Annotated in this window: 21 protein-coding genes and 1 pseudogene; 10 read left to right on the forward strand and 12 right to left on the reverse strand. The window is 34.1% G+C overall.

The window, feature by feature from the left end:
• Positions 1-7 precede the first annotated feature (7 nt).
• The 4 genes from serS to AACL20_RS03780 form a co-directional block, all read right to left on the reverse strand.
• Complete coding sequence (serS, locus tag AACL20_RS03765) at positions 8-1,312, reverse strand: serine--tRNA ligase (RefSeq protein WP_339051722.1); 1,305 nt, start codon at positions 1,310-1,312, stop codon at positions 8-10.
• Positions 1,305-2,099, reverse strand: coding sequence for a twin-arginine translocase subunit TatC (tatC, locus tag AACL20_RS03770; RefSeq protein ID WP_339051723.1), 795 nt, complete (start codon positions 2,097-2,099; stop codon positions 1,305-1,307). The genes serS and tatC overlap by 8 nt, the downstream gene beginning before the upstream one ends.
• A gap of 28 nt (positions 2,100-2,127) precedes the next feature.
• Positions 2,128-2,625, reverse strand: coding sequence for a peptidylprolyl isomerase (locus tag AACL20_RS03775; protein WP_339042174.1), 498 nt, complete (start codon positions 2,623-2,625; stop codon positions 2,128-2,130).
• A 181-nt stretch (positions 2,626-2,806) separates the two neighbouring features.
• Entirely contained in the window at positions 2,807-3,010 is a 204-nt protein-coding gene (locus AACL20_RS03780; RefSeq protein WP_339051724.1) for a hypothetical protein, read from the reverse strand.
• Here AACL20_RS03780 and AACL20_RS03785 point away from each other — a divergent pair.
• Positions 3,009-3,829 (forward strand): IS5 family transposase gene (locus AACL20_RS03785; RefSeq protein WP_339051669.1). Its coding sequence is split into 2 segments (ribosomal slippage): positions 3,009-3,396 and positions 3,396-3,829, totalling 822 coding nucleotides; the frame shifts between segments, so codons are not numbered across the junction. The genes AACL20_RS03780 and AACL20_RS03785 overlap by 2 nt on opposite strands.
• Before the next feature lie 343 nt (positions 3,830-4,172).
• Here the strand turns inward: AACL20_RS03785 and atpG are convergent.
• From atpG to AACL20_RS03805, 4 genes are all read right to left on the reverse strand, one after another.
• The gene (atpG, locus tag AACL20_RS03790; RefSeq protein WP_339042172.1) at positions 4,173-5,042 is read right to left on the reverse strand and encodes an ATP synthase F1 subunit gamma; all 870 of its coding nucleotides are present in this window, start codon (positions 5,040-5,042) and stop codon (positions 4,173-4,175) included.
• A 25-nt stretch (positions 5,043-5,067) separates the two neighbouring features.
• A complete protein-coding gene (atpA, locus tag AACL20_RS03795) occupies positions 5,068-6,591 on the reverse strand; it encodes a F0F1 ATP synthase subunit alpha (RefSeq protein ID WP_339051725.1) in 1,524 nt (507 codons plus the stop codon).
• A gap of 495 nt (positions 6,592-7,086) precedes the next feature.
• On the reverse strand, positions 7,087-7,626 hold the full coding sequence (atpH, locus tag AACL20_RS03800) for an ATP synthase F1 subunit delta (protein WP_339051726.1): 540 nt from the start codon (positions 7,624-7,626) through the stop codon (positions 7,087-7,089).
• Positions 7,627-8,406: 780 nt separating this feature from the next.
• Positions 8,407-9,117, reverse strand: coding sequence for an IS6 family transposase (locus AACL20_RS03805; RefSeq protein WP_339051727.1), 711 nt, complete (start codon positions 9,115-9,117; stop codon positions 8,407-8,409).
• Positions 9,118-9,184: 67 nt separating this feature from the next.
• Between AACL20_RS03805 and AACL20_RS03810 the strand changes: the two are divergent.
• Positions 9,185-9,451, forward strand: a pseudogene (locus AACL20_RS03810) (DDE-type integrase/transposase/recombinase); the annotation flags it as partial.
• The gene (locus AACL20_RS03815; RefSeq protein WP_339051727.1) at positions 9,421-10,131 is read left to right on the forward strand and encodes an IS6 family transposase; all 711 of its coding nucleotides are present in this window, start codon (positions 9,421-9,423) and stop codon (positions 10,129-10,131) included. The pseudogene AACL20_RS03810 and the gene AACL20_RS03815, both read left to right, overlap by 31 nt.
• Before the next feature lie 7,278 nt (positions 10,132-17,409).
• Here the strand turns inward: AACL20_RS03815 and AACL20_RS03840 are convergent.
• Complete coding sequence (locus AACL20_RS03840) at positions 17,410-17,535, reverse strand: hypothetical protein (protein WP_339051728.1); 126 nt, start codon at positions 17,533-17,535, stop codon at positions 17,410-17,412.
• Between AACL20_RS03840 and AACL20_RS03845 the strand changes: the two genes are divergently transcribed.
• Both AACL20_RS03845 and AACL20_RS03850 read left to right on the forward strand, forming a co-directional pair.
• Positions 17,534-18,354 (forward strand): IS5 family transposase gene (locus tag AACL20_RS03845; RefSeq protein WP_339051669.1). Its coding sequence is split into 2 segments (ribosomal slippage): positions 17,534-17,921 and positions 17,921-18,354, totalling 822 coding nucleotides; the frame shifts between segments, so codons are not numbered across the junction. The two genes, AACL20_RS03840 and AACL20_RS03845, sit on opposite strands and share 2 nt — an antisense overlap.
• 206 nt (positions 18,355-18,560) lie before the next feature.
• Positions 18,561-18,968 carry a hypothetical protein gene (locus tag AACL20_RS03850; protein WP_339051729.1) on the forward strand — a complete coding sequence of 136 codons (408 nt, stop codon included), beginning with the start codon at positions 18,561-18,563 and terminating at the stop codon, positions 18,966-18,968.
• 286 nt (positions 18,969-19,254) lie between these two features.
• Here the strand turns inward: AACL20_RS03850 and AACL20_RS06955 are convergent, their stop codons facing one another.
• Positions 19,255-19,605 carry an EamA family transporter gene (locus tag AACL20_RS06955; RefSeq protein ID WP_410519898.1) on the reverse strand — a complete coding sequence of 117 codons (351 nt, stop codon included), beginning with the start codon at positions 19,603-19,605 and terminating at the stop codon, positions 19,255-19,257.
• A 139-nt stretch (positions 19,606-19,744) separates the two neighbouring features.
• Between AACL20_RS06955 and AACL20_RS03860 the strand changes: the two genes are divergently transcribed.
• On the forward strand, positions 19,745-20,191 hold the full coding sequence (locus AACL20_RS03860) for a transposase (protein WP_339051717.1): 447 nt from the start codon (positions 19,745-19,747) through the stop codon (positions 20,189-20,191).
• Between the two features lie 56 nt (positions 20,192-20,247).
• Positions 20,248-21,048, forward strand: coding sequence for a transposase (locus AACL20_RS03865; protein WP_339051716.1), 801 nt, complete (start codon positions 20,248-20,250; stop codon positions 21,046-21,048).
• A gap of 222 nt (positions 21,049-21,270) precedes the next feature.
• On the opposite strand, the gene AACL20_RS03870 is transcribed toward AACL20_RS03865, so the two are convergent.
• Positions 21,271-21,714 carry an EamA family transporter gene (locus tag AACL20_RS03870; RefSeq protein ID WP_339052672.1) on the reverse strand — a complete coding sequence of 148 codons (444 nt, stop codon included), beginning with the start codon at positions 21,712-21,714 and terminating at the stop codon, positions 21,271-21,273.
• A gap of 212 nt (positions 21,715-21,926) precedes the next feature.
• On the opposite strand from AACL20_RS03870, the gene AACL20_RS03875 reads away from it, so the two are divergent.
• The 3 genes from AACL20_RS03875 (at position 21,927) to AACL20_RS03885 (ending at position 23,506) form a co-directional block, all read left to right on the forward strand.
• On the forward strand, positions 21,927-22,157 hold the full coding sequence (locus AACL20_RS03875; protein ID WP_339051731.1) for a hypothetical protein: 231 nt from the start codon (positions 21,927-21,929) through the stop codon (positions 22,155-22,157).
• Positions 22,158-22,239: 82 nt separating this feature from the next.
• The gene (locus AACL20_RS03880; protein ID WP_339051732.1) at positions 22,240-22,509 is read left to right on the forward strand and encodes a hypothetical protein; all 270 of its coding nucleotides are present in this window, start codon (positions 22,240-22,242) and stop codon (positions 22,507-22,509) included.
• Positions 22,510-22,685: 176 nt separating this feature from the next.
• A protein-coding gene (locus tag AACL20_RS03885; protein WP_339051669.1) for an IS5 family transposase occupies positions 22,686-23,506 on the forward strand; the annotation gives its coding sequence in 2 pieces (ribosomal slippage) (positions 22,686-23,073 and positions 23,073-23,506; 822 coding nt in all).
• Positions 23,507-23,680: 174 nt separating this feature from the next.
• Here AACL20_RS03885 and AACL20_RS03890 read toward each other — a convergent pair.
• Complete coding sequence (locus AACL20_RS03890; protein ID WP_339051733.1) at positions 23,681-25,000, reverse strand: sodium:solute symporter family protein; 1,320 nt, start codon at positions 24,998-25,000, stop codon at positions 23,681-23,683.
• Positions 25,001-25,849: the final 849 nt, after the last annotated feature.

The raw sequence follows: 25,849 nt of genomic DNA on the forward strand, positions 1-25,849 counted from the left end.
TTTTTAGTTAACTTACCATTTCTATAACTTTCTTATTATGCATGTAAGGCTGTAACACTGTGGGAATCGATATATTACCGTGCATATCTTGATAATTTTCCATTATTGCTATAGTTGTTCTACCTATCGGAAGGCCTGAACCATTTAATGTATGCACAAAACGATTTTCTCCGGAGTGATATTCCTTATATCTTGCTTTCATACGAATCGCTTGAAAATCGCCACAATTTGAGCAACTAGATATCTCTCTATAACAGTCCTGTCCTGGCATCCAAACCTCTATGTCATATGTCTTCTGTGCGGCAAATCCCATATCCTGAGAACAGAGTAACATCACACGATATGGTAGTTCAAGCTTATTTAAAATCTCCTCAGCAGCACTAGTCATTCTTTCATGTTCTTCTTTTGAATCTTGCGGACGTGTAATACTCACAAGCTCAACTTTGGAAAATTGATGCTGCCTTAGCATCCCACGAGTATCACGTCCTGCACTTCCTGCCTCTGATCTAAAACAAGGACTGTACGCAACAAAGCGTAGTGGCAATTCCTCTTCACTCAATATTGAGTTTGCAACAATATTAGTAAGTGGAACTTCAGCTGTTGGTATAAGCCTATAACCATCTGTCGTTTTAAAAGATTCTTCCTCCATCTTGGGAAGCTGGCCAGTATTAAACATAGCAGCATCGCTTACAAGATAAGGCACTGATATCTCTGTATACCCAAAGTGCTCTGTATGAATATCAATCATAAAATTGATGAGCGCTCTTTGCATTTGAGATATATCATTTTTTAGAAGTACAAATCTAGAGCCTGACATCATTGCCGCAACTTGAAAATCCATTTGCCCGAGATTTTCACCAAGTTCGAAGTGCTGCTTTGGTTTGAAGTCAAAAATTTTTGCTGCTCCATATTCTCGAATGAGTATATTGTCATTCTCGTCTTTACCAAATGGAACATCAGAATCTGGAAGGTTCGGCAAACTCACCAAAAATTCCTTTATTTTAGACTCATTTACAGCAACTTCAGACTCAATTACTTGAGATTTAAACTTTATAGATTCAGCTTCCTTTATTAACTCATGTTCTGACATCTTTGCGTGAATTGCATTACTCGCAACACCACTTACCTTAATTTCTCCTATGCTCTTTGCTATAACATTCTTCAGTGTCTGTAGCTCTTGAAGTTCAGTTTTTTTCTTCCTTATTTCTTCATCTATAGCAAGAATCTTAGATGCCATATTATCAAAACCACGTATTCTCATGGCAGCGTCGAATACTTCTGGATATTTTCTAATAAATTTTATGTCATGCATTTGCTTTCTTTTTTTCCATGATTTTGCAAATTATTATCGAGACTTCGTACAACAATAAGAGTGGCAGCGCAAGAATAATCTGACTCAATACATCAGGCGGTGTCAATATTGCAGCGGCTATAAAAATTGCTACTACAGCATGTTTTCTCAATCTAATTAGTGCTTTGCTGGTAACAAAACCTACCCTCGCCAAAAGACTGATAGCAACTGGAAGCTGGAATGCTACTCCAAATCCTATAACCATTTCTATCATTAAATCAAGATATTCACTAATCTTTGCTTCTAGCACAATGGGCGGCATATTTTCATAGTTTATTCTCTCAAAGCTTAAGAAAAATCTCCAAGCGGCAGGAATAACCATATAATATACAACAGCAGCACCAATGAAAAACAACAGTGGTGCTGCTATCATATAAGGAATCAATGCCTTTTTTTCTCGTTTATATAGACCTGGCGCCAAAAAGAAGTAAAACTGTGACAATATGATTGGATGCGCAATGATAATACCACCAAATATAGAAAGTTTAAAATATGTCATTAAACCTTCAGTTAGGTGAGTATATATCAGTTTATGTTTGTAACCACTATCATCTGAAGCAAAGATCTCTAGCAATGGTCTTGTTAAAAAAGCAAAAACATCCTCAGCAAAATAAAAGCTCAGTATCATTCCTGCTATCCAAGCAGAAACAGATATTAAGAGACGTCTCTTAAGTTCTACATAGTGAGCACCTATGGATGTCTTTTTCAGCACTTCCACTTCAGTTTTTCGCCAATTATTGTCATGCATTTGCTCTTAATTAATTATACACATCCATTTAAGGATGCTCTATAACAGTCATACGTACAATGACGTCAGGATCTATCACAGTACCATTCATGGCAGAGTTACCTTTTTTTATCATATCAATAAACTCCATTCCTTTAATAACCTTACCAAATGCTGTATACTGTCCATCAAGATAAGAAGCATCGCCAAGCATTATGAAGAATTGACTATTCGCACTGTTTGGATCAGCGGATCTTGCCATAGACAATATACCTCTGGTATGTTTTATATCATTGAATTCTGCTTTCAAATCTGGTTTATCACTTCCGCCAGTTCCGTTGCCTTTTGGATCACCAGTCTGCACCATAAAACCATCTATCACTCTATGAAACTTAAGGCCGTTATAAAACCCTTCATTTACTAAATCTATCATTCTTTTTACATGATTTGGCGCTTTTTCTGGATAAAGCTCAATTATAACATCTCCATATTTGAGTTGCAGAAGTATTGCCTCTTTCGAGACGGCATTTGATATACTATTTGACATAAATAAAATTGAAAAAATTATAAAGAATAACTGTACTATTCGCATACTAATAACTCCATTTAGAAACTGGTATATTAAGGAATCGTCGAGACATGCACGAAACCTATATATAATGGATATATTTGAGTGTAATGTAAAGAGAACCTAACACAGCAAGTGACAATATCTGCTTTAAGGATATCTATGTCAAGAATTTATACTTGGTAAACAATTTTTCCGTTGTAATTTTAAAACTAAAATTAGTTGTCATTATTTTATAATTGGTCACTCGTCTAAATAATTGTGAACATTGAGTCAGGAATAGCCTGCCTAAAATTTTTTTAAGTAGACCTCTTGCATAACCATATAAATTGATTAAAATCCTTGATTTTATCAAGGATAACATGAAGTTTGAAAACATCAAAGATGAATACGCAGAAGAGTTTCGCAGGCTTACTGGCATTAAACGAGGAACGTTTGAAGTTATACTAAGTATATTAAAAGAAGCTGAAGCTATTTTAAAGTCTCAAGGTGGAAAACCCAATAAATTGGCTTTAGAAGATCGATTACTCATGACGCTTGAGTACTTGCGTGAATACAGGACATATTTTCATATTTCCCGCAGTTATGGAATAAGTGAAAGTGCCTGTTATCGTAATATACGTTGGATTGAAGATACTCTAATTAAAGATAAACGATTTTCACTACCTGGACGTAAAGCATTACTAAAAAGCGATTCTGAATACGAACTTGTGTTAATTGATGCTACTGAAACACCGATAGAACGACCTAAAAAAAACAGAAGCACTTTTATTCGGGAAAAAAGAGGCGACATACTCTAAAAACTCAGCTTATTGTGGATAAAAGGAAAAAAGAAATCATTTGCACTAATTTTTCTAATGGCAAGCGTCATGATTTCAGGTTATTTAAAGAATCCGGAGTTCACATCCACCCTGAGATTAAAGTTCTTACAGATACTGGTTATCAAGGCATTGATAAGTTGCATTATAATTCAGAGTTACCAAAGAAAAAGACAAAAAAGCGACCACTAAGCAGGAAAGATAAAAAGAAAAATCGTCAATTGTCTAGTGAACGTGTTTTAAATGAAAACGTCATAGGCATGATCAAACGATTTAAAATTATCGCTGATCGTTATAGGAACAGAAGAAAACGATTCGGTTTAAGGTTTAATTTACTTGCTGGTATCTATAACTTTGAGCTTTAAATAGGTTATGCAAGAGGTCTAATATAAAATGCAACAATTTTTGACAGACAGACTCTGTATTCTCTTTTATACTTGCTTCCCTAGAACAAACGTTTCTAAAGCAGTCCAATAACAGGATTCATAGAAGCAGCAGAATAAAAAATCATAGTTTTAAAAAGGTATTTTTAAAGCTATATAGCTAAAGCGCTATAAAATAGGCATGCAAGCAGGTATTTAGAATAAATTTTTATTCGTTTGGAATTTGCAATATAACCACTATTTTAGGCGAAAAGCTGACTTAAAATTTATCAAAAAGACAAAGTTTAGCATGACTTTTTTATGCTACTTTAACCATATGAGAAATTTATACAGCTTGTGCTCCTGCGATAATTTCGGTCAACTCTCTTGTAATGCTGGCTTGCCTTGTTCTATTATAAATATTCTTTAATCTTTGTATCATTTTTGTGGAGTTACGTGTTGCACCATCCATTGCAACCATTCTTGCGCTATGTTCACTTGCAGCATTTTCAAGCAATACATGATAAATCTGTATAGCAATATATCTTGGAATAATTTGTTCGTGAAGTTCTTCAATAGATGGTTCATATGAATGTACAATATCACCAGAATCAATATCAAAACTATCACTACAAACTGGAATCAATTGTTCATGCATTACGCGTTGTTGTATAGTAGATATGAATTCACTGTATATCATTTTGCATACATTGAACTGCTCATCTTGAAAGGCTGCAAGGATTTTTGCAGCAATTCTAAGTGCATCACAAAATGAAACCTCTTTAGGGTTGTTATATACTTTGCAAGACTCAAATGGACAAAATGTACGAAGCAACTCATATCCCTTTTTTCCTAAAAAGATAACGTGAATTTTCTTATTTTGAGCTATAAGCTCAGATAAGAAAGTCCTTGCTTTTCTCACGATACTTGCATTAAAACCACCACAAAGCCCCCTATCAGACGTTGCTATTATAACAAGATATTTATCACCACCATTATTTTGAACCATAGGACCTAACCACCCAGCATTTCTTGCATATTTGGGGATAACCGCACTCATTATGCTCTGCATTTCATTATAGTATGGAATCGACGCAAATAATGCCTCTCTTGCTCTATATAGTCTAGAAGCAGATATTAGCTGCATAGCCTTTGTAATTTTCTGTGTTGATTTTACACTTGCTATGCGTATTTTAAGAGACTTTAATGATGGCATAATTTTATATAACCACTTATTTCTTTTATACAAAACCTTTGGAGAAAGCCTCAAGCAGGCCATTTAGTGTTATTTTAATATTATCATCAATCTTTTTCTCATTGCGTATTCGCAGCAGTATATCTGGGTTTTCAGATTTAATATGTCGTAAAAAATCTTCTTCGAACTTTCTTATATCACTAACTGCTATTCCATCAAGGTAGCCGTTTACAGCTGCAAATACCATGACTACTTGTTCTTCTATGGGTGATGGAGAATATTGAGGTTGTTTCAAAAGCTCTGTCAGGCGTTCCCCTCTTGCAAGTAATTTTTGTGTGATTGGATCAAGGTCAGATGCAAATTGAGAAAATGCTTCCATTTCTCTATACTGCGCAAGCTCAAGCTTGATTGTTCCTGCAACTTGTTTCATTGCTTTAATTTGAGCCGCAGAACCAACACGACTCACTGAAAGTCCAACGTTAATTGCAGGTCTTATTCCTTTGAAGAAAAGCTCTGTTTCTAGGAAAATCTGCCCGTCAGTAATAGAAATCACATTTGTTGGAATATAAGCAGAAACGTCCCCAGCTTGAGTCTCGATAATTGGCAGAGCAGTAAGTGAACCGCCACCTTTTTCATCAGACATTTTAGCAGCACGTTCTAAAAGTCTTGAATGCAGATAAAATACATCCCCAGGATATGCTTCTCTTCCTGGCGGCCTCTTTAGAAGTAGAGACATCTGCCTATAGGCAACAGCATGTTTGCTAAGGTCATCATATATAACGACCGCATGCATTCCATTGTCTCTAAAAAACTCTCCAATGCTGGAAGCGGCATATGGCGCTATAAATTGCATTGGTGCGCTATCGGAGGCTGAAGCAACAACAATTACAGAATATTCTAGAGCTCCTTCTTCTTCCAGTTTTTTGACGATTCTTGCTACGGAAGAATTTTTTTGTCCTATGGCAACATATATACAATATAACTTAGATTTTTCATCTGATGTTGCATGCGCAGCTTTCTGATTTAAAATAGTATCTATTGCTATTGCAGTTTTTCCTGTTTGTCTATCTCCTATTATAAGCTCACGCTGTCCTCTTCCAATTGGGATCAAAGTATCTATCGCCTTAATGCCAGTTTGCACAGGCTCACTGACCGATTTTCTTTCCATAATGCCAGGAGCTTTTATTTCTACTCTTTGCATTGTTACATTTTTAAGCGGTCCTTTGCCATCTAGTGGATTACCAAGTCCATCTACAACTCTACCAAGCAAACTTTTTCCAGTTGGGACTTCTAATATCTTATTTGTTCTTTTGACCTTAGAACCCTCTAAGACGCTTCTATCATCACCAAATAATACGGCACCAACGCTTTCTTCCTCTAGATTGAGTGCCATGCCTTTAATATTATTCTCAAACTCAAGCACCTCTCCAGATTGAACATTATTCAATCCATATATGACAGCGACACCGTCTGCAACCTTGACGACCTCACCAATTTCATTCAGTTCTATATTGTCTTCAAAATTGCGTATTTTATCTTTCAATACCTGGGAAATTTCTGATGCTTTCATACAAAGTTAATTTACATGTTTCGTTTTATCTTTACTTATGCATATCCTGAAATGTTAGCACTTTAGCTTATCTTTCCATCAAAAATTGACTTGCTGCGCAAACAAATTCTTGCTGAAAGTTAAATGTACTAAAATTAGCCTTTAGGTGCGGCCCTGCACTAACTTTCGGATATATAATTTGCCCTATGCTTGCAAATACCACTGAGGCACTGCCAGCAAAGCCACTTGTGCAGACTCCTTTGGCCTGATTTTCCATTACTTTATTCATTTCTTTGCAAAAATATATATAATATTTGACTCAAGAAATTAACTAGTACTCTAAAAAATCATTTCCTTAAAATCCGCGTGCATGCACTTATGAAAGCAGCACCTAACAAAGTCCATAAGGTTTTTGGCAATTTTGCCACTTCCCCTGCTGTGCTTTCGGCGCAGCATAATTGCTTGCAGGCCAACATAAATCCAGCGCTTCTTAGAGTGATGACGCAGGCGACTATGTTACATCTCAGCAGCTTTCTTTATTCTATTTAGTTTTCCAGCAATTGAAGCATCTAGTAATTTGGAATCAACTTCCACGACCATCCCTCCAATTATTGATGGATCAACAATATTTTGTATTCTTACACTACTCATCAAACAATCTTCCAAGCCCTTTTTCAGAGAATTTATCATCTTATTACTCAACTCAGAAGCAGTTTTAACAACTACAGTTTTTACATTATTTTGCAAATCAAGTAAATGCTGAAACTGCTCAAAAATAGATTTTATAAGTGCAACTCTATTGTGATATACAAGCAGGTACATAAAATTTTTGATAAAGTTGTGTAAATCTATATTTTTTATTGCTGCTTCAAAAAGTGATAACTTTAAAGTCTTTGGTACTATAGAGTTTGTCATTAAGCTTCCGGACTTTGCATCTTTATCGATGATTGCCATTAGACTTTTAAAGTCAATTGCAATACGCTCTAAGAGGCCGTCACAACTAGCCGCTTCTAACAGTGCTTTTGCATATCTTTTTGCGATGATTATATCTTGCATATCATGTAAGAATAAGAAGTATACTAGTTAGTCTGTCCGCCAAAAATCAATTTGCTACGCAAATAAATTTTTGCCGAAATTTAAATGTACAAAAATTAGCTCAGGGAAGGCACTGCCTGCACTGCCTCACAAAATCCATAAGGTTTATGGCAATTTTGCCACTTTTCCTGCTGGACTTTCGGTGCACCATAATTATTTGCAACCAGGATAAACCATGCGCTTCTTAGAGTTATGATGCAGACGACTAGTTACACTTCAAAACTAGAGCCTTTAAAATGTTCCTTATGTATTTCGTTATTTATACACTGCGCATCCATTCTTTTTAGCTCTTTTTAAAGTTTAACTTCGTATGTACATCATAATAAATACCGATTTTTCATTTACCTATAGTATACCAGTAAATAGAAAAACTAATGATCTCTTTGTTAGTTGTATTTGATAAGCAAACTTTAAGTTAAATAAAACAGTTGTTTTTGTAAATTAAATACATCTCTTTTTTCTTACAAAGTAATTTGATAAACAAACACTACTGATGCAAGAACAAAGAAAGAGAGCAGCAGCTTAAGTCAAAAACGAACACAACTAGTATCACGTATCATATCCTATAGAATTTGACAAGCAATAGTGATTTAATTGGTTCTGTCGCATCTATGGATCATATTTAGCATGCTACACGAAATATGAGATTTTAGATGTTATGATGCCATTAACATTTTAAAGGGTTCTGTCGCATCTATGGATCATATTTAGCATGCTACACGAAATATGAGATTTTAGATGTTATGATGCCATTAACATTTTAAAGTTCTCAAAAGTAGATACATTGTTATTGCTTCCAACTATTTGTCCTTTTTGAATCATACGAATATTTTCTATACCGGCAATAGTAATCTTAGCACTACGAAAACTCTTAAAACCAAGCATTGGCTTGACTCGTTTTTTAATAAATCTATGATCTTGCTCTACAAGATTGTTCAGATATTTATTTTGGAATATTTTTATCTTTTGTTTCTTAGGTAAGTTTTTATTAAAGTCAGTGAGAGCAGAAGTATTACTAACACTCTTATCTATCACTATTTTTGCAGGACGATCATTATTCTTAAAAGCCTTCTTAAAAAATGCCTTAGCAGCTCTAGCATCTCTATGTTTTCTTAGTAAGAATTCGATAGTATTACCACAGGAGTCAACTGCTCTATATAGATATACCCATTTACCATTTACCTTAATATATGTTTCGTCCATTCTCCAGCTATTTCCAACCGCTTTCTTACGTTGCCTAACCTTTTGATCTATCAAAGGAGAAAACTTAATTAACCATCTTTGAAGAGTTGCATGATCTATTTTAGCCCCTCTAATACTTGCCATCTCTTCAAGTTCTCTATAACTTAACGAAAATCTACACCTCATATACACAAATAGCATTATTATTTCAGGTGATGAGCAAAATCCTTTGAAATATCTCAAGAGTTTTGGCGATATATGGAATGGCATATTTCTAGTTTTGCACTTCTTATACTATATATCACTGAACTTATCAATAGATGCGACAGAACCAAAAATATTCCAAAATAAATATCTGAACAATCTTGTAGAGCAAGATCATAGATTTATAAAAAAACGAGTCAAGCCAATGCTTGGTTTTAAGAGTTTTCGTAGTGCTAAGATTACTATTGCCGGTATAGAAAATATTCGTATGATTCAAAAAGGACAAATAGTTGGAAGCAATAACAAGGTTCTGTCGCATCTATTGATAAGTTCAGTGATATATAGTATAAGAAGTGCAAAACTAGAAATATGCCATTCCATATATCGCCAAAACTCTTGAGATATTTCAAAGGATTTTGCTCATCACCTGAAATAATAATGCTATTTGTGTATATGAGGTGTAGATTTTCGTTAAGTTATAGAGAACTTGAAGAGATGGCAAGTATTAGAGGGGCTAAAATAGATCATGCAACTCTTCAAAGATGGTTAATTAAGTTTTCTCCTTTGATAGATCAAAAGGTTAGGCAACGTAAGAAAGCGGTTGGAAATAGCTGGAGAATGGACGAAACATATATTAAGGTAAATGGTAAATGGGTATATCTATATAGAGCAGTTGACTCCTGTGGTAATACTATCGAATTCTTACTAAGAAAACATAGAGATGCTAGAGCTGCTAAGGCATTTTTTAAGAAGGCTTTTAAGAATAATGATCGTCCTGCAAAAATAGTGATAGATAAGAGTGTTAGTAATACTTCTGCTCTCACTGACTTTAATAAAAACTTACCTAAGAAACAAAAGATAAAAATATTCCAAAATAAATATCTGAACAATCTTGTAGAGCAAGATCATAGATTTATTAAAAAACGAGTCAAGCCAATGCTTGGTTTTAAGAGTTTTCGTAGTGCTAAGATTACTATTGCCGGTATAGAAAATATTCGTATGATTCAAAAAGGACAAATAGTTGGAAGCAATAACAATGTATCTACTTTTGAGAACTTTAAAATGTTAATGGCATCATAACATCTAAAATCTCATATTTCGTGTAGCATGCTAAATATGATCCATAGATGCGACAGAACCATTTAATTAGCACTACTATTCTATTTATTCGACAATTATATTCATTATAAGAAGAATTGACTGGAAAATTTAGTGAGAGATAAATGGCTTTGTTAGACTTTTTCTAGTGATGCAAGTGCAAGGAGTATATGAAGCGTGGGGAAGCACAAGGTGTACAAGAAAGTACATGAACACCTCAACAATGAATGCTAAGAATGCTACAAAGCAATTTGCCGCTATAATAAACGTTTGAAGAAGAAGTCTATTACATCTTAAAAACACGCGCTCCAATTTTTCTTAACTATTTTTGAAGTCTAACTTTGTATATGCATAAGTTAAATAACCACTCTTCGTTTATCAGAAGTATATAAACTTTATTACGTATTTATTGGGCTATTCAATCTCATCTCTCTGACAAATTTTTCTTGTAGAGAGTTTTGAGAAAGCCTCAGTCCAAGATGATTGAAATCTACCAAATCCATTACTTGGTCTTGTTGCTTGCAGCTATATACATAAGACTCTTTTTTTGTTACAGGATCCACATGTCTTTGCAAGCACTGAGCACATATCTCTTTCATCATACATTGCATAGGCGAATTAATCGATGCTATAGCAACATGAGGCCATTTAAATAAATTTTTGAGCTTGCTGTGCCTTGCTTCCTCAAATGCTTTCATCATTTTATCAGATCCTATTACGATTATATGATCTATCTCATTTAACTTCATAAGTGTGCCATCATAACTTGCAATACCATCTATAATATTGCCAATAATTGAGTAATCAGAACTTCTTCTTGCTTTTAACAAAGCATCCTGACAGCACCAAACAACAGAATCAGCAGCCTCTTCTATCTCATCTATCTTATACCTGTCTATTGCTTTTCTATAACCAGCAAAATATAGCACTCTACAACCATTTTTTCGCAAAGCTTTGCCTATTGAAAATAATACTGCATTTCCAAGTCCACCACCTACTAGCATTACATTTTTATTTTTTGGTATCTCTGTTGGAGTACCAGTTGGTCCCATGAAAGAAACGATATTACCTTTCTTCAGAGTTGCGCAGATATCTGAAGATGCTCCTGATTTTAGTATTATCACGCCAACAAGGCCAAGCTCCTTATTAACCCAAGCACCTGTTAGAGCAACTCCCTCCATTCTATTTTTGGAGTTTTTAGAGTAATTTTGTAGTCTATAAAACTGCCCTGGTTGGAATTTTTTTGCTGCTAGTGGCGCTTTGACTATAATCTCTAATACATTCGTTGTAAGTTTCTTAACATCTTCAATAATTGCAATTAGTTCTTTATCTAATTTATTAAAAAATGTTGTATGTTGTAAGTCAGAGTTTGGTACTTTATTTAAAATGTGTCTCTCTATTATCTCCCATCCATGTTTTGCGCTTGCCATTGCTTTAACAACATTGCCACTATAAGAAATATGCATATCACCTAAATGGCTAATACTAGGATTTGACAGTGCATCACTTAATAGAAACGTATGTTTAGGTTTTGGAGTTTTCTCGGCAACAACAGGATTATTTTTTTCGTCAACTAACACGAAATGTGTTCCATTTAATTTAAAATGTTCTGCATCTTCAGAGGCAATCGTAGTATTTGGATGTGTGCCAGTTGCTATCAAGATTGTTTTTGCTTTCATACTTCCAGTTTGATGCTTCAGCAGTGAAACACCGCCAAACCTATCAACTTCAATTTCTGTAGGGATTATGTTGTCTATAAATTCTACTCCCTCTTCCAGTGCTTTTTGTACTTCTTCATGATTTAATCTATAACTAGGTGATTCCTGTATAGATTTGCGGTAGATCACTTTCACTCCACCCCACTTTTTCAAGAGCATTAATTTTTTCTCTGGAGCTTCTCTAATAATTGCGGCATGCATTATAAATTCCTGTGCTATCTCCAATTCTTCTTCGTTCAGATGATCAAGTATTCTTGGACCAAGCTTTTCATATGCGCGCAAAAATCTCTCAACTTGTAGGGGATAATATGCAAGACTCTCAGCAGCAGTATCTATAGCTGTTAACCCCCCACCTATCACAAGTATTGGCAATCTTATCTGAAGGCTAGCTATGCTACCTTCTATATGTGAGCCAAGCAACTGTAGTGTCATTAAGAAATCAGAAGCAGTTCTCACTCCTTTCACAAGTAAATTAGGAATATCTGGAATATTTGGCTTCCCTGCGCCTAGTGCAAGAGCTATATGATCAAACCCTAAAGAAGCAGCGGTATTGTAATCAATTGAGCTACCAAACCTTGTGCTATCATACATACGGAAATTTTCTCTTCTCTCGAGCAACAGCCTAATTACTTTTAAATAATTTTTATTCCAGCGTGAAGTTATTCCATATTCCATGACGCCACCAAAGCCTTGTGGTACTCTATTCTTTAAATCATCATATATATCATTAATATCTTTTATTTCCTTAAAATCATGTCTTCTCCCAAGTTGATCTATCCCAGAGATTTCAGGAGCAAGAGGTTCAATCTTTAAACCATCTATAGCAACTACAGTAAATCCTGCATTCAATAAATAATGGGCAAGTGTAAAGCCTGCAGGCCCCAGACCTGCAATTAAAATTTTATATTTATTTATTTCTTTTGGTAAATAGTGCTTAAATTTTAAAGGATTCCACCTAGTTAAAAGGCTATATATTTCAAAGCCATATGGTAGATTAAGTACCTGATCTAGATTTTCTGTCTCTATTAATGGTATATCAACAGGTAGTTGTTTTTGATATGCATTTCCAGCTGAATCTTTAGAATCACCAGCAACATATATACATGATTTCATGCAATCATTACATATTCTATAGCCAGTAGCTGCCACCATCGGATTATCCACAACTGCAGTTGCAAGTGCCCCGATTATATGTCCCTGCTTTTTCAGATAATTCATAGCTGAAATCTTTTCTTCAAGTGGGCAACCGGTCAATTCTATTGCTAAAGGATTGATTGCAAAATTCTTATCACTACAACTTTTATTTTTCGCGCCAATTGAGCAAAAATCCTTTTCTTGGTTGTGGCAGTAGATGCAATAATTTGCATTATAAACTGAATGCTCAAGTGTTATATCTTTTGAATGAGTTGTAAAATCTTCTCTAATTCTTGCATTTGTGTTGCATGCATTTCTATCTACAAGGTTCTCATAATTTTTTTTATGTGGGATTTTGAAAAGCACGCTATTCTTATGCTGTGCACGACCATCTTCTGTTTGAAGTGCCCAAGCAGTGTATATTTCAGCAGCACTAATTAGATGAGCATTCCTCTCTTCATCTTTTTGCCACTCCGTCACAGATTCTGCAAAATTAATATCACTATCAAGCAGCACTCCTTCTTGTTTTAGTAAGACAATAGATTTTTCTATTTTAGAATATATAACCTCATTTGTTATACATAGTTGCTTAGCTACGCGTCTTTGTACAAAATTTTTTTGACAAGATATTAATACTTCAAGTAGCAAATGTTTTTTTCTTATTACCTCTATTTCGCTTTCTATACCAAATAGCAGAGCGATAAATTTTTCTAGAAAAGGAGCAAGTTTTATAATCAAATTTTGCTCATCTTTTTTAGATAATTCGGCATTTCTTGCGGAAATCAACGCATCAAATGTAAATTTATCTGCATTATTTAGCGATTTTAAAAATTCTTGATCTAATATTTTTAAATTATCTAGCTTATAAAGGTCGCTTAATGAAATAGAAGATAATAGTTTCAGCATAGCTCCCACACCGCTTAATGAAAATACGTACAAGTAGTAACCCAATAGATTTGCTTCCTCCGGGCCGCAACACAGCTCACTTATACCACATCACAATGCAAAACCGTTAGATCATTTTACAAGAAAATAATTGTCTATGCTATAAGTTAAAACGGAATATATTAATTAAGATATTAGCAATACATCGAATAAAGCTGAGAGTCTTTATGAAGATACGCGGATATTCGAGTATAAACAACTCAAATATGTGATATTTGGAATACAGCAACTAAATTAGACTTAATATTTCTGCAGCAGCTTTTTGACCAACTAAGATAGCATCAGATGCTTTAGCATGCAGCTTTGAGTAGATCATTTTTTTGCGATTGACCTCAAAGAATGAAGAGTTAAAGAAAATCTCATTGTCAACTAGTTTAGCATATGCAGCAATTGGAGTTGAACAATCCCCACCAAATGCTTTTAAAAATGCTCTTTCTGCCAAGATACAGCAGTGAGTTTCTGCATGATGAATTGATTGAAGTATTTCTATTACTTTATTGTCATCTATGCGACATTCAACACCTATAGCACCTTGACCTATTGCAGGAATAAATTTATCAACATCAAGCACTGCAGTTGCATGTTCCACCATATTCAGTCGTTTAAGTCCTGCAAGTGCTATTACAATTGCATCCACAACTCCATTATGTAATTTTCTGATTCTAGTTTCTATGTTGCCTCTTAGGTTTTCAACTTTGACCTGTTTATAGAAATTTTGCAAGAAAGCTCGTCTTCTGCTTGAGCATGTTCCGACTATTGCACCTTCATGAAGTTCCTCTGGTGATTTGGCATTTAAAGATATGAAAACGTCTCTTGGATCCTCTCTTTCTAGAACGCAATCTATAATTAGACCTTCTGGAGTAACGGCAGGTACATCTTTCATAGAGTGTACTGCTATATCTATTTCTTTTGATATTAGTTGCATTTCTATTTCTTTTAGGAACAATCCTTTACCTCCAAGTAGATGCAAATCAGCTTGATATAACCTATCACCGGTAGTTTGAATCTTTACTATTTCGCATTTTATATCTGAAAAATTTTCTTGAATTTTATATATAACAGCTTTAGCCTGTGCAACGGCAAGTGGGCTTGTTCTAGTTCCAACTTTTAAAAGCATTATATTGCTTATCATTAAAATTTTTAAGTATTATTCGATATTCTTTGGCTAATTTATAAAACTACCGCTTTTAAAAGCATTAAATATAATTCTAAAGTCTATTTGCTCATTAAGTAAAATGCCTCAATCAATAAGGGACGCGTAATACTTCTCTTTTAGCCAGTCACAGTATACAAAAACTAAAGCAAAGATCAATATGAGTCATAATAAGGTTTCATTATATATTCATTGGCCGTTTTGTAGATCAAAATGTCCATACTGTGATTTCAATAGTCATATAGCAAGGAATATAAATGAAATTGAGTGGTTGGAAGCATATAAATTGAACATTGAATACTATTCTAGATATCTTGCGGAAAAAGAAGTGATAAGTATATTTTTTGGTGGTGGCACGCCATCTTTAGCTCCGCTATCGATCATCAGCGGAATTTTAGAGAAAATCGCTTCTTTATCCAAAATGTCAAAATATGTGGAGATTACATTGGAAGCAAATCCAACATCAGTTGAGAGCAGTAAATTCGAATCGTTTAAAACAATTGGTATCAACAGAGTTTCACTTGGTATACAAAGCTTTAATCAAAATAATCTGAAGTTTTTAGGGCGCGAGCATAGCGTAGCTGAAGCGAAGAATGCAATTGAGATTGCTAGTAAACACTTTAGTAATTATTCACTAGACTTTATCTATGCACTTCCAGGTCAAACCCTAGATGATTGGGCATTTGAGTTAAATGAGATAAAGCATTACATATCTAAACATGTTTCGTTATATCAACTTACAATAGAGAAGGGTACTCCGTTCTTTAAGTCAAATAAAAATGGTGAATTTAAGATGCCGACAGAAGATCTATCAGCTGATTTTTATAATCTCACTCAAGATATTATGTGGAATATGCCAAGCTATGAAATTTCAAATCATGCAAAGCAAGGTTATGAATGTAAACACAATTTTGGCTATTGGAGATATAATGAATATCTAGGAATAGGTCCTGGTGCACATGGTAGATATGAGCAAAATGGCGTAAAATACGCAGCTCTTCAGCATCATAATCCAGAAATATGGCTTACAAAAAGTGTCAATGAGCAATCTGCTTTTCAAAGTATAACTCAACTTAGTATTGATGAAGTTCGAAGTGAGAAGATATTAATGGGAATGAGGCTAAAAGAAGGAATGGAACTTGGATTAATAGCCACAACAAATAAACAATTTACTGCAGTGGAATTCTTAATAAATGCTGGAATCTTAGAATATAAAGAAATACTTGGTAAAACACATATTGCAGCAACCAGAAAAGGCTCACTCATGCTAAATAGAGTAGTTGAATTTATCATATAGTCTTTTATGTAATTTTTCATTAGGCACTGCTTGCATAAGTGCGCGCACGAGGATTTCAAACTTATGATCGTCATATAATTTTGCGTAATGTCGATAATCAATTTTATATAATTTTTTGGAGAGATATTGTGAAATATAAGTGCTTATCAATTGCTGGATTTGATGGGTCAGGAGGTGCTGGTATTCATGCTGATATCAAAACATTTTCAGCTATAGGGTGTTACGGAATGAGTGTACTCACGAGTGTTCCTGTGCAAAATACGTGCGGCGTGAGAAAATGTTATGATTTGCCGCTTTTATGTATAGAAGAACAACTTGAAGCTATCTTTGATGATATAAGACCTGATAGCATTAAGATAGGCATGCTATTTTCTGCGGAAATAATTGAACTTGTGGCGAGTTTTTTAAGTACTAGAGCAAAAAATATTCCAATTGTTTTGGATCCAGTGATGATTGCAAAAAGTGGAGATGCTTTATTAATGGATGATGCAGTGGATGCACTGAGAGTATCGCTAATTCCAATTGCTACAATAATTACGCCGAATATACCAGAGAGCCACGTTCTATGTGGAAAAAATAACGAAGTTGAACTTTCTGCATCAACTTTGCTGGAACTCGGATGTAATGCGGTCTTGCTAAAAGGTGGGCATAAAAATAGCTCATATTCTTCTGATTTATTCTTGGATAAAAGCGGCTTTAGTAAAACACTGACGGCAAAGCGCATCACATCTAAAAATACACATGGAACAGGATGTACACTTTCTGCTGCAATTTGCGCTTTTCTTGCACGTGGCGTACAGCTATTTAAAGCCTGTGAACTTGCTAAACAATATCTCTCAGGTGCAATACTTGCTTCTGCTAATCAAGAAATGGGAAGAGGGTGCGGGCCAGTTCATCATTTTTATAAGTTATGGAACAAAGTTAATTTTGAAGAAGAGTAATGCACATGAGTTGCTGATTAATACTTAAGCATTTCATACTATGAATTGTAGTAAAATTGCCTGACAAATCTTTCATAATATCATCAACAAAACAGTGCATTGATGTACAATCCTTTTGCATAAGATATTTTTATTTATTAGACCTCTTGCATAACCATATAAATTGATTAAAATCCTTGATTTTATCAAGGATAACATGAAGTTTGAAAACATCAAAGATGAATACGCAGAAGAGTTTCGCAGGCTTACTGGCATTAAACGAGGAACGTTTGAAGTTATACTAAGTATATTAAAAGAAGCTGAAGCTATTTTAAAGTCTCAAGGTGGAAAACCCAATAAATTGGCTTTAGAAGATCGATTACTCATGACGCTTGAGTACTTGCGTGAATACAGGACATATTTTCATATTTCCCGCAGTTATGGAATAAGTGAAAGTGCCTGTTATCGTAATATACGTTGGATTGAAGATACTCTAATTAAAGATAAACGATTTTCACTACCTGGACGTAAAGCATTACTAAAAAGCGATTCTGAATACGAACTTGTGTTAATTGATGCTACTGAAACACCGATAGAACGACCTAAAAAAAACAGAAGCACTTTTATTCGGGAAAAAAGAGGCGACATACTCTAAAAACTCAGCTTATTGTGGATAAAAGGAAAAAAGAAATCATTTGCACTAATTTTTCTAATGGCAAGCGTCATGATTTCAGGTTATTTAAAGAATCCGGAGTTCACATCCACCCTGAGATTAAAGTTCTTACAGATACTGGTTATCAAGGCATTGATAAGTTGCATTATAATTCAGAGTTACCAAAGAAAAAGACAAAAAAGCGACCACTAAGCAGGAAAGATAAAAAGAAAAATCGTCAATTGTCTAGTGAACGTGTTTTAAATGAAAACGTCATAGGCATGATCAAACGATTTAAAATTATCGCTGATCGTTATAGGAACAGAAGAAAACGATTCGGTTTAAGGTTTAATTTACTTGCTGGTATCTATAACTTTGAGCTTTAAATAGGTTATGCAAGAGGTCTATTGAACAAACTGAAAACAACCTATAACTCCTAAAAAATCTACGGCATAGAAATCATTTAATTGACAACTGGTATGAAATTACTACATATGATCTTTGGAATAATTAAAAATAATTCTATCTTTAATCTTAATTTAACGCTTGTCTCTTAAGACAGTATTGATAACCATTTATATAGCATTTGAATATGTTTAGACTGTCTAGAACTACAATAACACAAGATACAATGCCGAAATACCAAAAATTATTTGATTACTTGCTCAGTCAAGAAAATAAGAGTATTGAATCAGAAGTGCCACCTATTGTGAGCGCAATGCTTAAAGAGAGAGATAAAATAAAACTAGATGGTAATATGTTAATATCAGCATTAGATATGCTGATAAACCGAGTCAACAATTTTTGGAATGTAGAAGATAAAGCAAAGTTAATTAAAGTAATAGTTAATACAAATAATGATCAGCTTGTTACATTTGCAACAGCTGAAAATCCTGCACCAGAGCACCAAAAGCTTGCTAAGAGTTTTTCAGATTATGTGCAAAACCGTAATAATGCTACTCAAATGCATGATAAACTCAAGAGAAGTTTTACGAGATAGAGAGTCTGGTCAAAAGCTGCAAAACAAGTAACTTTGCGTTGTAAGAGAGAGAAATATTGTGGAAAGATTAGAGGTAGAAATGATCTATTAATGTTTATGAATAACTCACCTTACACACCACATCATTGTTGCGTCATAACCCTAAGAAGCTAGAGGATTTATGTTGGTTTCAAGCAGTTATAATGCACCAAAAGTTCTGCAGAAAATTGGTGCTTGGCCATTCCAAAGCTAATTTATTTAACTTTCAGCAAAAATTTATTTGCTACGCAAATGAATTTTTGACAGATTATTTACGGAGATTTATCAAAAGTAGAGAGATAAGAATAATAAAGGCTCCTAATATATTCACTATACTGAAATTTTCATCAAAAAATGGCAGAGAAATTGCTGCAAGTATTAAAGGAGTGAGAGCTCTAAATATTCCAGACTGCCAAAATGGAATCATATGTACACCCTTCAGTAGCAATGCTGTGGACAGCAGGAAAAACAGAGAAGAGAGGATAATCATGGCATATTGTTTGATTCCAGGGGTAAGTTTTATTGAGTCTTCATAACATGCAAAGAAAATACTTAAAATGATCAAACTTGCAATGCTGTTAAAAAAGAGTGTGGAATAAACTGAAATTTGGGCATGCATAAGCTTTGCTAGTGCATATGTAGTACACGCACCAAAAGTCTTGGAAGAGGCATAAAATAATGTTTAGAGTATCAAAATAGTGTTTTTAATCCGTAAGAAAATGTTATAATATCCCAAAAAACTTACGGATTTGTATTATATGCCATCAGAAGAAGTGCAAATTAATAATACTCAAAGTAGAATATTTGAGGAGAGATTATCTAATAGTTTGAATCCCAAACACAAGTTATATAAATTAAGATCGATAGTTGATTGGTGTGGTCTTGATGAGCGAATTTTTGGTAAAGTTTCTGTGAAACGATATGGTAGAAGCCGTAAAGACCGTCGTGTTATGCTTGGTTTGTTTATGTTGCAAGCCATTTCAAGTGCCTCTGATTGTTATACTGAGGAGGAGCTTCAGGAAAATTCCTATTGGCAGTATTTTTGTGGATATGACTATTTCAAAAATGACATAATTGTATCTGAAAGTTGCATAAGAAGATTTCGTCAAGCTTTAGGAGAATCTGGGTGTCGTGAGATATTAAAGGAGCTTGTCAGAATAGGCTGTAAGATTGGCACAGTTAAAAAAAAGATTTGGCAGCCGTGATTATTGATACGACAGTTCAGCCAAAGCATATAAAACATCCACATGATTGTCATCTAATGGAAAAGGCGCGTTTTCAGATAGTTGAGCTTTGCAAGGATCAAGGTATATCGCTAAATGATACATATGCAAAGTACTACAAGCGTGGAATAATGAAGGTTTGGAAATATCGTGATGATAGCAAGTCCAAAAAGCGGATTAATCAGATGAAGAAGCTGAAAAGCAGGCTTGGCCGTCTAATAAGATTTTGCCATCGTGGTATTGCAAAACTGTCATTGACTATTTCACCAGAAGCCGCAGCAATTCTAGAAAAAGCTAATATGATCTATAATCAATCTGTACTTTGCAAACGTGCCAAAGAGGATTACAAAAAAGAAAATAAGGTACTATATAGTTTCCATGAACCTGCTGTTGAGTGCATAGGCAAAGGCAAATTGCACAAACCATACGAATTCGGCAACAAGGTTGGTATAGCGGTGAGTGGCAGAGGTAATTTCATAGTTGGAATAAAGTCATTTCATGGAAATCCATACGATGGACATACACTATCTGAGATGGTTGATGAGGTGAAAAAGGTTGCAGAAGATCCCAAAAAGATATTTGTGGACCTTGGTTACCGAGGTAATAATTTAAAGTCCAAAAGCAAAGTATATACGCCATATACCAAGAAAAGCCTTAGTTTTGCTGATAAAAAGATGATGAAGCGAAGAAGTGCAATTGAGCCTATAATCGGACATTTGAAGCATTTTGGTCGTCTTGGACGTAATTATCTGCGAGGTATAATAGGAGATATAATAAATCCATTCATATCAGCCATAGGCATGAATCTGAAGGCGATAGAGCGCACCTTATCTGGCTAATCACCTGAATTTAAACATATCAAAATCAAATGCTACAAAGTGGCAATAGAGGACGCATGCTTAAAACGCAGCATTTTGAACGCCTTACAGACATTTTTCCCGTTCTGCCATAAAAAATCACAATAAATTGACACAGGTACCATTACATGAGCAGCAAAACACACAATATAAAGTTGTAACAAGGCATTTCAAAAGCTAAAATCCATACTTTTGGCGGATGGACTATGTAACTGCATACAAAAATGAAGAAGATAGTGCTGCAAGAACATATAAAGTGTCAAACTTCAGCTTATTATCATCATGTATAATAAACATGATGCTGCCAAGTATAATTAATAGCACTAGAAATATATCCAGGTATTTCACCTTGTCCTTAAAAATCGATATAGAAAGAAAAAATGCAAAGACTACCTTAGTGCGACTTAATAAGCTGAAGGTTATCGGCGGGAGCCCAGCAAGACTAACAAACCAAAATAACTCGCTCAGCGCGTTTATTATACTAACTATAAGTAATGCTGGCAAAATAGCTCTTGATATCTTGATTGATAGCTTTTTATATAAAAAACTGCATATTATACAGACACAAAGTGAGCTGCCGAGTGCCATTTCATAGGGCGCCACTTTATTAAGAGCAAATTTTGCGAATAGTATCGAAAATGCAGCAATAAAGCCGAATAAAGATTGATAATCGCGCCATTTTTTACTAGAAAATGCGAATTAATTCCTTTATCTTTGATTGTCATATAAATAACATGCGAATAACATAGTTTATAATTGTCTAGCCATGACTCTAGATATAGAAAAAAACATTTTCAAGGCATATTTGAAAGGTGGTTTAATGTGGCTTCAAACAGCGTTTCGCCATAAATATCTTCGTGATGTCAGCAATGGCAGACGTTACAAATGATCCATATAACACAGAGCAGATGACAAGATTTTTAAATTCTGAATTTTCTGACAAACAACTAACGCGTGTTTCAAAAATAATGAATTTTGAACATTCTAGAATAGCAAGCTTAAATCAATTCATTGTTCCACTCGCCAGCATAAAACTTGAGTGGCAAAAAACTAAAATTATCGCATTAAAAATGCATCATATTGTTTTTTAGTGGCAATAATTATCTTATATTTAACAAGATCTCATGCAATTTAGCAGAAAAAAGAGATGCTATACTTCATGGCAGCATAAAATTGGAAGAAAATAATGAAGTTAGAGTTCTATTAGCAAAAGCACTTCATAAAGCTAGACGCTCTATAATAGAGAATCCCGGCTTATCGCAGCTCTTTATTGCATCTTATTACTATAATGAAACATGTAAATTTAAACCATATTCAGCAGAATTATATCAAGATATTAGGAAAAAATATGGCATTAAGAGTGAGATAAAATCTAAAACACTGTTTCAAAAAGAATGTATAGAAAAAATGCAGGGTATAATATTAGATTGTATTGGATATTAAGTCGTCTTTGCGTCATCACTCTAAGAAGTGGAGGGATTTATATCGGTTGCAAGCATCGGACAAAATTATATACCCGCAAATTAGCGCAGAGCCGTTCTAAAAACTAATTTTTGTACAATAGACCTCTTGCATAACCATATAAATTGATTAAAATCCTTGATTTTATCAAGGATAACATGAAGTTTGAAAACATCAAAGATGAATACGCAGAAGAGTTTCGCAGGCTTACTGGCATTAAACGAGGAACGTTTGAAGTTATACTAAGTATATTAAAAGAAGCTGAAGCTATTTTAAAGTCTCAAGGTGGAAAACCCAATAAATTGGCTTTAGAAGATCGATTACTCATGACGCTTGAGTACTTGCGTGAATACAGGACATATTTTCATATTTCCCGCAGTTATGGAATAAGTGAAAGTGCCTGTTATCGTAATATACGTTGGATTGAAGATACTCTAATTAAAGATAAACGATTTTCACTACCTGGACGTAAAGCATTACTAAAAAGCGATTCTGAATACGAACTTGTGTTAATTGATGCTACTGAAACACCGATAGAACGACCTAAAAAAAACAGAAGCACTTTTATTCGGGAAAAAAGAGGCGACATACTCTAAAAACTCAGCTTATTGTGGATAAAAGGAAAAAAGAAATCATTTGCACTAATTTTTCTAATGGCAAGCGTCATGATTTCAGGTTATTTAAAGAATCCGGAGTTCACATCCACCCTGAGATTAAAGTTCTTACAGATACTGGTTATCAAGGCATTGATAAGTTGCATTATAATTCAGAGTTACCAAAGAAAAAGACAAAAAAGCGACCACTAAGCAGGAAAGATAAAAAGAAAAATCGTCAATTGTCTAGTGAACGTGTTTTAAATGAAAACGTCATAGGCATGATCAAACGATTTAAAATTATCGCTGATCGTTATAGGAACAGAAGAAAACGATTCGGTTTAAGGTTTAATTTACTTGCTGGTATCTATAACTTTGAGCTTTAAATAGGTTATGCAAGAGGTCTATTGAACACTTGTGGCCAATCAATTTTTGACGGATAGACTTATGACAAGCTTAAAAGGCATAGAATGACTAATCGTCAAAAATAAATTTATTATCCATTATTTATCAACCTTTGAGACACTTGCCAATAATGCATCCCAAATAAGCCTACAGCACTACCTAAAACACCACATATCAAACTTGTCACAACCTAAATCTCCAACTATATAACCACTAGTTGCAGTACAAACTACAGCTAATATACTGGAAGTCACGAATGATTTATTATTTGTTCTAAATTTCAGAAATCCTGCAGCAAGAGGTATCAATATCAATGGCTCCCAAAAACTACTTGCTAATAAACCAAGTTCTATTATTCCTTTTCCAGTTAAAGTTAAAAGAATGGCTAGAAAACCTATAATGAAAGTCATAACTTTTGCACTAATTAAAGCCTGCTTTTCTGTTAAAGGCACTAACTTTCTAATTATATCGTGAACAGTGAGTACACTTGTAGTGTTAAGCCATGAATCTGCAGTGGACATTATTACTGCTAAAATTCCTGCTATAATCACACCTTTCAGCCCAATTGATACATAATTTTCAATGAAGTAAACAAACGCAGTACTGGGAGATATATCAGGCGCTTTTGCTTTAATCATAAAGCCAATTGAACATATAATTGCTGCAAGCGGTATATGTAGCATGGCAACAATTTTCATACATTTGGTGAGTTGTACAGTATCTTTGCTTATTAAAAAACGCTGAATAAAAGTACCACAAGATTGCGGAAGCAAATTATAAAACATAAAGCCTAAAAATAGCCAAATATTCTCTTTATTGATATTCAATGTAAACATCTCTTTAGGTAAAGATTGAATTATACCTTCATACTCACCAACGTCATGATATGCAATGGAACATGTTATAGGGATGGCTATCATAAATACAGCGAATTGAAATACATCAGTGATTGCAACCGCATGTATCCCTCCAAATGCTGAATAAATTACCAATGCAGACACGCTAACAATAATAGCAAAAGAATCAGGAATCTTAAAAAAGTAATTTAAAATATAACCCATTGCCGTAGCCTGCAACGCTATAATTGAAGTTGAGACTAATACTGATGCTATGTTAGTAACCCATCTGCCAACTTTTCCGTATAATGATTCCATAATGTCACTAATCGAAATACAGTGACGGAATTGAGATATATTTTTTCCATATACCCAAACCATAATCAACCAGGTTACAGGTACCAACATACGCGCTACTGCGAAAAATACTCCATACATGTAGATCTTTTCTACACTACCCATTGTAAGAGTAGCTCCCATATCAGTAGCAAATAAAGTGGCGACGATAACGATATCAGAAAAACATCCGTTACCTAGAGTATATTCTTTAAGTGTCTTGACTGATTTTGATTTATATAAGCCAATCAATACACATGCTATGAGATAAATTATAACGATTGTCAAATCTACTGTATGCATGTTTAACCTTAATATTATTAGTCAGTTAGATTTATAAATGTAATAACATCAATGTGAAAAATTTGAATAAGCTATCAAATCTATATAACAATCTTTGATTATTTCTTCTTTACAATGCACGAGACTTCATCATCGAATTGAAATAAAAATATGAATAACACCTTGCTTACAGTTGAGATATTCAATCAATGCGTTTTCACTGTTGAAAAAATTTCAATAGTAATTTTTGATAAAAACTCTTGTTATAGTACTGAAACATCCATTCTCAAACACTATGATAACTCCTGTTCGTGCTATATGAGATAAATTTTGTATTTCTATGAGCATGTTTTGATGCTCAAGGTAAAGCACATCGCTTAATGCGGGTAAAGGCATTGCTTTTGCTTGCACGTACTTTTAAAGAACGAGGTTTTGAGAGATTCGTTTTAATATGCTGCTTAAGATGAGCCAGTAAGAAAATCACAGCATGTTCTGAGAATATTTTAGCGTTTAGAGGCAAATTTATAACTTTCACTCTGAATACAACACACAGATTCCTTATGTAGGGTTATTACAAGTTTTTGTATTGTAGCAGAGTCTATGAAATTATAAATATTTAATTAGAATATTAATGCTTTAAGTTGTGATTGCTATGTGCATCAGGAAAATAGAATAGTCTATACGCTAACAATAGATTTGCTGAGCAACTCAATTTTTAACTGACAAACTAATTTAAGTTGAGAGAATAAAAAGGTAAGTACAGTAGAGTATTGCAAGAGTTTTTTATCATGTTTATATCCAACAACATGCAAAAAAATACGCTATTTTTGGTCTATCCGTCAAAAATTACATGTATAAAAATTAGCTTTT

The organism is Candidatus Lariskella endosymbiont of Epinotia ramella, from assembly GCF_964019805.1.
GTDB lineage: Bacteria > Pseudomonadota > Alphaproteobacteria > Rickettsiales > Midichloriaceae > Lariskella.